Origin of the sequence: Mycobacterium parascrofulaceum ATCC BAA-614 (genome assembly GCF_000164135.1) — a bacterium.
GTDB classification, from domain to species: domain Bacteria; phylum Actinomycetota; class Actinomycetes; order Mycobacteriales; family Mycobacteriaceae; genus Mycobacterium; species Mycobacterium parascrofulaceum.
In genome coordinates this window covers 146,669-153,064 of record NZ_GG770561.1, presented here as the reverse complement: position 1 = coordinate 153,064, position 6,396 = coordinate 146,669, and the positions used below count along the sequence as shown (strand labels likewise).

Genomic DNA, 6,396 nt, shown 5'->3' with positions numbered 1-6,396 from the left:
ATCGCCCGCTTCAGTTCTCGTATCTCTTGCTCGAGCTCTTTGACCCGCTGTGACTCCGCAGTGGACACCCCAGGTGCATACCCGTCGTCGATATCGGCCTGACGCACCCAGGAGCGCACCGACTCGACCCCGTAGCCGAGCTGGCGGGCTACCCGTGACACCGTTCCCTGCTCGGTGCCCAACTCGGCACGCAGTGCCCGCACCATCCGCACTGCAGCGGCCTTCTCCTCCGGGCTGTAACGACGCGCCGTGGGCTTCCCAGACGACTGTTCCTTCGGCATACCTGCATCCTCGTTTCCAAGGTCAGGAGCCTCCGGGATTTCCAGGGCGATTCACACCTCGGCAGTCTTGCCGGAGAATCCCGGAATGCTCATCAGCAGTTCCCGGGTGAGGCGAAAGGGCGCCATCGCTTCCTCGATGCGCTCATCGAGGCGACCGATATCGGCGGTGTGAGCATCGATGCGGTCAAGGAACAACCGGGACATAAACGCGTGATGCTCACTGAACCGGCCGATCAACGCCTCGGTCAACGCCGGGATCTTGCGGCGCAGCGTCCGCTTGGCCAGATCGGCAATCATGGCTGGATCGTTCTGGCCGGCGATCAGCGCCTCGAGCATCGCTCGTCCGGACACTCCGGTGATGTCGGTGGCCACCGAGGTGAGTTTGATCCCGGCGTCTTCGAGCAGCTTCTCCAACCGCATTACCTCGCGCGAGCATTCCCGGGTGATGTGCGTGCGTGCGTGGGTCAGATCCCGCAGCGCGCGAATTGTCAACGGCAATCGAAAACTGATCAGGAGTCGGCAAGCACTGGTCAGTATTCACTTGCCGCCGACACGAATCGGCGGCGGCGGCACCAACGACGCCGTCACCAGCCCGTGAGCCCCGAGATCGGCCAGCCACGCAGCATCAGACACATCGGTCTTGCGGCCGGGCACATTGCGCACCCGCGACGCATTGATCAGCATCATGTTCAGCTCATCGTCGAGCAGGTAGTAGAACGGTTTCCAGTAGTCGCTGGTGGACTCGATCACCACACACGTGACCTTCTGCGCGATAAGATGCTCACGCAACGCCAGGATCTGTGATGTCATGGCACCCCATGTCGTCACTGTCGACGACGCTCCTCTGCGTCCATGGCCCTGAATCCGCACACAGACCTTCGCGTCTTTCTTCGAGCAATCGATTCCCGCGCACCGCGGGTGCACCACATCCATCGAACTCACCGCCTCCCAACAGGATTGACAAAGGGGCGTGTTCCGGGGAGATGTCGGCGTCGTCTGAAAACTGACCCCGTGTCGCCGTTGACAGGAGAGCGGGATGAAACAGAATTCTGACACTCGTGCTCGACGGCAACATTCCACGGTCCCCGTGGATGGGGGGCTCTCCACCCTCAGGCTAATTTGCGGGCTCACAGGCAACATAGTGCAACCGGGGTCAACCGAAACACCTTCCAGCATGAACCGTCGGCCGCCTGGACGCTGAACCCAGCGCAGGCCCCGTTCGGAACCGCAACTGGCTCGCGGAATTTTCGATCACCACGGTGAGAGCGAAGCGCGCCCGAGAAGCTAGTTTGATAAAGTCGGGTCGACCGCTCCGGCCGTGGTGAGCACGGTTTTGCGGCCGTGACCGCGCTCGCTGAAATTCCCCACTGACGCTCATCGAAATTCCCCACCCGTGTGGCTCCGCCGAGAAGGGCGGGCCTCCTTCGAAGCTTCTGGTGTCTGACGCCAGTTGCTCCATCGAAGGAGGCCCGCTTTCTCATGCTCACATGGGAGGACGATGTGGAAGTACATGCTCTGCGCAAGCGTGGTTGGTCGATTTCGGCGATCGCCCGCCATACCGGTTTTGACCGTAAGACGGTCCGCAAGTATTTGGCCGGTGACGGTAAGCCCGGGGTGCGAGCTCGGCCTGATCCTGATCCGTTCGAGCCGTTCGTCGACTACGTCACCGCGCGGCTGACCGAGGACCCGCACCTGTGGGCCCGCACCCTGTTCGATGAACTCGAGGGGCTGGGGTTCGCTTTGTCGTATCAGAGCCTGACCCGCAACATCCGCGCCCGGGATCTGCGCCCGACGTGTGCGGCCTGTCGCAGTGCCACCGAGCGCCCCAACGCGGTCATCGAGCACCCGCCCGGAGACGAAACCCAGTGGGACTGGCTGGAGTTGCCCGACCCACCGGCATTGTGGGGCTGGGGCAAGACAGCCCATCTGTTGGTTGGGTCGCTGGCCCATTCCGGGAAGTGGCGTGCGGCGCTGTCGCCGACGGAGGACCAACCCCATCTCATCGCCGCGATCGACCACGTGACCCGCGGTCTGGGTGGGGTGTCACGGGTGTGGCGGTTCGACCGGATGGCCACGGTGTGTGACCCGGGTTCGGGGCGGGTGACCGCGTCGTTCGCTGGGGTGGCCAAGCATTATGGGGTGTCGGTGGCGATCTGCCCGCCACGCCGCGGTAACCGCAAGGGCGTGGTGGAGAAGATCAATCACACTGCCGCGCAACGCTGGTGGCGCACCCTGGCCGACGACATGACCGTTGAGGCGGCGCAGGTCAGCGTGGATCGTTTCGCGCGGGTGCGTGGCGATACCCGCCTGCGTGCCACCGCCGAGGGCCGGTCCTCGGTCGCTGTGGTGGCCAAGGCCGAACCACTGGCCTCGGTGCCGGCGCTGCCGTATCCGGTGATCGTGGCCGAGGCCCGCACGGCATCACGGCAGGCGCTGGTGTCGTATCGCGGCAACCGCTACTCGGTGCCCCCGGAACTGGCGGCCGCCCAGGTGGTCGTCAGCCATCCCGTCGGCGGACAGTTCGTTGACATCGCCACCACGAGCGGGATCGTGGTCGCCCGCCACCGGATGGCCACCGACGGGCTCGGGGTCATGGTGCGTGACAGCGGCCATGTCATCGCCCTAGATACCGCTGCGATGGCCACCGCGGGCACCGCCCGCCCGCATCGCCGCAAGGAACGCATTCCGCCCGGGACCGCGGCCAAAGCTGCTGCCGCACAACTACTCCGAATGGCGCAAGCTATCCCTACCGTCAATGAAACATGCTCTCCGTCAACCGATTCCACCGTCATCGACCTCTCCGCCTACGAGCGGGCCGCCCAGAACAGGACCATCCAATGACCCCCACCGCACGCACCACGAAGACCACTACCACGACTACGGCTGCGGAGTCACCGTCGGCAGCGGCGAGCCGCTATCAGCAGCTGCGCTCGCACCTGGCCGAACTCAAACTGACCGCCGCCGCCGAAGCCCTGCCCGCAGTGCTCGACCAGGCCACCGCCGAGAACCTGTCCTTGACCGTGGCCTTGGAGCGGCTACTGGCCGTCGAAGTCGAAGTCAGCACCGCTCGGCGGCTGGCCGGGCGACTGCGGTTCGCCTGCCTGCCCACCCCGGCCACACTGGATGATTTCGACGTCGACGCCGCTGCCGGAATCGACCGCAAGTTGATCGACGAACTGGGCACCTGCCGCTATCTCGACACCGCCACCAACATCTTGCTCATCGGCCCACCAGGCACCGGCAAAACCCACCTCAGCGTCGGATTGGCAAGAGCCGCAGCACATGCCGGCTATCGCACCTACTTCACCACCGCCGCCGATCTAGCCGCCCGCTGCCACCGCGCCGCGATCGAGGGACGCTGGACCACCACCATGCGTTTCTACGCCGGCCCCACCCTGCTGGTGATCGATGAACTGGGCTACCTGCCGCTACCGGCAGAGGCCGCTTCGGCATTGTTTCAGGTTGTCTCCCAACGGTATCTGAAGACCAGCATCGTCATCACCACCAACCGCGGGGTGGGAGCCTGGGGCGAGATCCTCGGCGACACCACCGTCGCCGCCGCCATGCTCGACCGGCTCCTGCACCGCTCGGTCGTCATCAACCTCGACGGCGAGTCCTACCGCCTACGCGACCACCACGCCGCCGCGGAAACCCTGCGCCGAACCACCACCGGCAACCGCCAACAACTACACTGACCCCTGCTCACAGGTGAGGAATTTCAACGAGCACACCTGAGGACTTTCGATGAGCGCGATCAGCCGCGCCCGTTGCGGGAGTTGCCCGAGCCATAACCAGCCGGATCGCCGTACTCATAGCCCAGGTGATCAGCGATCTCGACATCCAAAGCGCGTTGGAGCACCGCCTTGGTCATCTGCGCCAACAGCCCCTCAGGTGGAGGCGTGGTGGTCGAACGAGCTGGCCACCGCACGGCGGATCGACTGGTTCAACCACCGCCGCCTGTATGAATACTGCGGCGATGTTCCGCCAGCCGAACTCGAGGCCGCCTATTACGCTCAACGCGAGAGAGCAGCCGCCAGCTGAGCTCTCACATCAGAAAGTCTCCGGACTCACCGAGACAGTCCCCGTTGGATTATCCGGCGATGAGCGGATTTGTGCGGTGCTCACCGTTTCCTCGGTTTGAGCCAGAAGCCATTTCGGAAGTGCTTTGGTGTGATGTCGAGGCCGGCAGAGTTGCCGGCCGGGATGCTTTGGTCGTGAAGCGCAGACCGTCATCGATCTTGCCGCGGCGTATTTGACGGACATCGAAGAGGTAATTCTGCTTTGCTTTCCATGGACCGCGGGATCCAGACTTAGGGAGTTGATCCATCGCGCGTTGGAAGTAGCCGGGCGCAAAATCCGTGAACGGCAGTTCCTCGACATCCTCGCCAGGGTGGGGAGCTACGACGGTGTCGTAGCCGTGCGCATCCATGTAGTTGAGTAAGCGACAGACGTATTCAGACACCAGGTCTGCTTTCAGTGTCCAGGACGCGTTGATGTAACCGATAGTGAACGCCATGCTCGGGACGTCGGATAGCATCATGGCCTTATAGGTCATCGACTTCGCGACGTCGACGACCTGGCCGTTACGGGTAATCTTGGCGCCGCCGAACAGCCGCATGTTCAAACCGGTCGCGGCGACAATGATGTCGGCCGTCAACTCCTGACCCGAGGAAAGCTTGATCCCGGTCCTGGTGATGTGGTCGATAGTATCGGTGACTACATCGGCCTTGCCGTCCCGAATGGCCTTAAAAAGGTCGCCGTTAGGGGCCAGGCATATCCGTTCATCCCACGGGTTGTACTTCGGCCCGAAATGCTTATCCACGTCATAGCCTGCGGGCAGCTGGTGCTTAGCCCAAGCGATCAGCGCTTTTCGCATGGAACGGGGAAAGCGACGCGCCAGTCTGTACTGCGCCACAGCTAACAGGATGTTCTTCCAGCGGTTGACGAAGTCCGCGCTCCTTGTCGGTAACCACTTGATGAGCTGCACGGCAATGGGGTCGATGTTTGGCAGCGATCCGATGTAAGTCGGTGAACGCTGCAGCATCGTTACCTGGCCAGCGCCTGAATCCACGAGGGACGGAATAAGGGTCACTGCGGTAGCACCGCTGCCGATGACGATGACGTTCTTACCCGCATAATCGAGGTCTTCGGGCCAGTTCTGCGGGTGAACAATAATTCCTTCGAAATCCTTCTCGCCCCGGAATTCTGGACGATACCCCTGGTCGTAGTCGTAGTAGCCGCTGCACGCAAACAGGAACGCGGCCGTGATCTCGGTCGTCTTTTGGCGGTCCCCAGCCACCTTGATCGTCCAGCGCCTGTCGGCGTCCGACCAGTCCGCAGACAATACCTGGCTACCAAACCGGATGTGGTTGTCGATGCCGCTCTCGGCGGCAGCTTCCCAGAGATAATCCTTGATCGTGGCGCCATCAACGGTAAAGCGCGGCGAGTGCCACGGCTTGAAACGGAACCCGAAGGTGCACATGTCGGAGTCCGATCGGATGCCCGGATACTTGAACAGGTCCCATGTACCACCCAGATCAGCTCTGCGCTCTAGAACTACATAACTCTTGTTGGGACAGCGCTCCTGCAGATGCCAGGCAGCGCTGATACCGGAAATACCCGCACCCACAATCACAACGTCAAAGGATTCGGACATAAAACTGCTTGCTCCCTTCTTGGCGACGGTCTCGGTGAAATTCGGTTCACTTCAGGTAGCCGACCAGGGCCCCCTTGGTGCCGAAGAGTTCCTCCTGCCATTGCTCGAGCAACGCGTTGGTGTCGATGTCGTCGGGATGAAATCCCGGTCGCAAGTATTGCCTGAGCTCTGGGATCAAACCCCGAAATATCGGACCGCGGTAGACCCGATAGGTCTCACGCACCAGTCGCACTGGCTGACGGCACGCTTCGGGATCCCGCGCCACCGAATACGCCAGCGTGCCACTCATGAGGAGGAGCAGAAGGGGGATCATTACCGCCATCACACGTCGACGCACCCGCTCGGTACCCCCCACCGAGCGGAATACGTCAAAGGCAACCGACTTGTGCTCAAGTTCCTCCAGCGCATGCCACTTCAGGAGATTCCACACCTCCGCATCACCCGGGATCGCCCGGAAGT

General features: G+C 62.6%; 5 protein-coding genes and 2 pseudogenes. 2 read left to right on the top strand and 5 right to left on the bottom strand.

The annotated features are described in order from the left end of the window. Nucleotides 1-281: transposase (locus HMPREF0591_RS28335; protein WP_007172247.1), on the bottom strand; the 281-nt coding region annotated here is incomplete at its 3' end. Nucleotides 282-335: 54 nt separating this feature from the next. Further along, a pseudogene (locus HMPREF0591_RS31605) lies at nucleotides 336-1,214 on the bottom strand (IS110 family transposase); the annotation flags it as partial. 546 nt (nucleotides 1,215-1,760) lie between these two features. On the opposite strand from HMPREF0591_RS31605, the gene HMPREF0591_RS28325 reads away from it, so the two are divergent. After that, entirely contained in the window at nucleotides 1,761-3,122 is a 1,362-nt protein-coding gene (locus tag HMPREF0591_RS28325; RefSeq protein ID WP_007172244.1) for a Mu transposase domain-containing protein, read from the top strand. After that, nucleotides 3,119-3,976 (top strand): IS21-like element helper ATPase IstB, encoded by an 858-nt coding sequence (gene istB, locus HMPREF0591_RS28320; RefSeq protein WP_007172243.1) that lies wholly within the window; start codon nucleotides 3,119-3,121, stop codon nucleotides 3,974-3,976. Before HMPREF0591_RS28325 ends, istB begins: the two co-directional genes overlap by 4 nt. A 62-nt stretch (nucleotides 3,977-4,038) precedes the next feature. Here the strand turns inward: istB and HMPREF0591_RS32715 are convergent. From HMPREF0591_RS32715 to HMPREF0591_RS28300, 3 genes and pseudogenes are all read right to left on the bottom strand, one after another. Beyond that, a pseudogene (locus tag HMPREF0591_RS32715) lies at nucleotides 4,039-4,209 on the bottom strand (transposase); the annotation flags it as partial. Between the two features lie 162 nt (nucleotides 4,210-4,371). After that, the gene (locus tag HMPREF0591_RS28305) at nucleotides 4,372-5,937 is read right to left on the bottom strand and encodes a flavin-containing monooxygenase (RefSeq protein ID WP_007172240.1); all 1,566 of its coding nucleotides are present in this window, start codon (nucleotides 5,935-5,937) and stop codon (nucleotides 4,372-4,374) included. Between the two features lie 46 nt (nucleotides 5,938-5,983). Further along, nucleotides 5,984-6,396, bottom strand: a 413-nt coding sequence (locus HMPREF0591_RS28300; RefSeq protein WP_007172239.1) for a metal-dependent hydrolase, incomplete at its 5' end; no start/stop codon positions are given.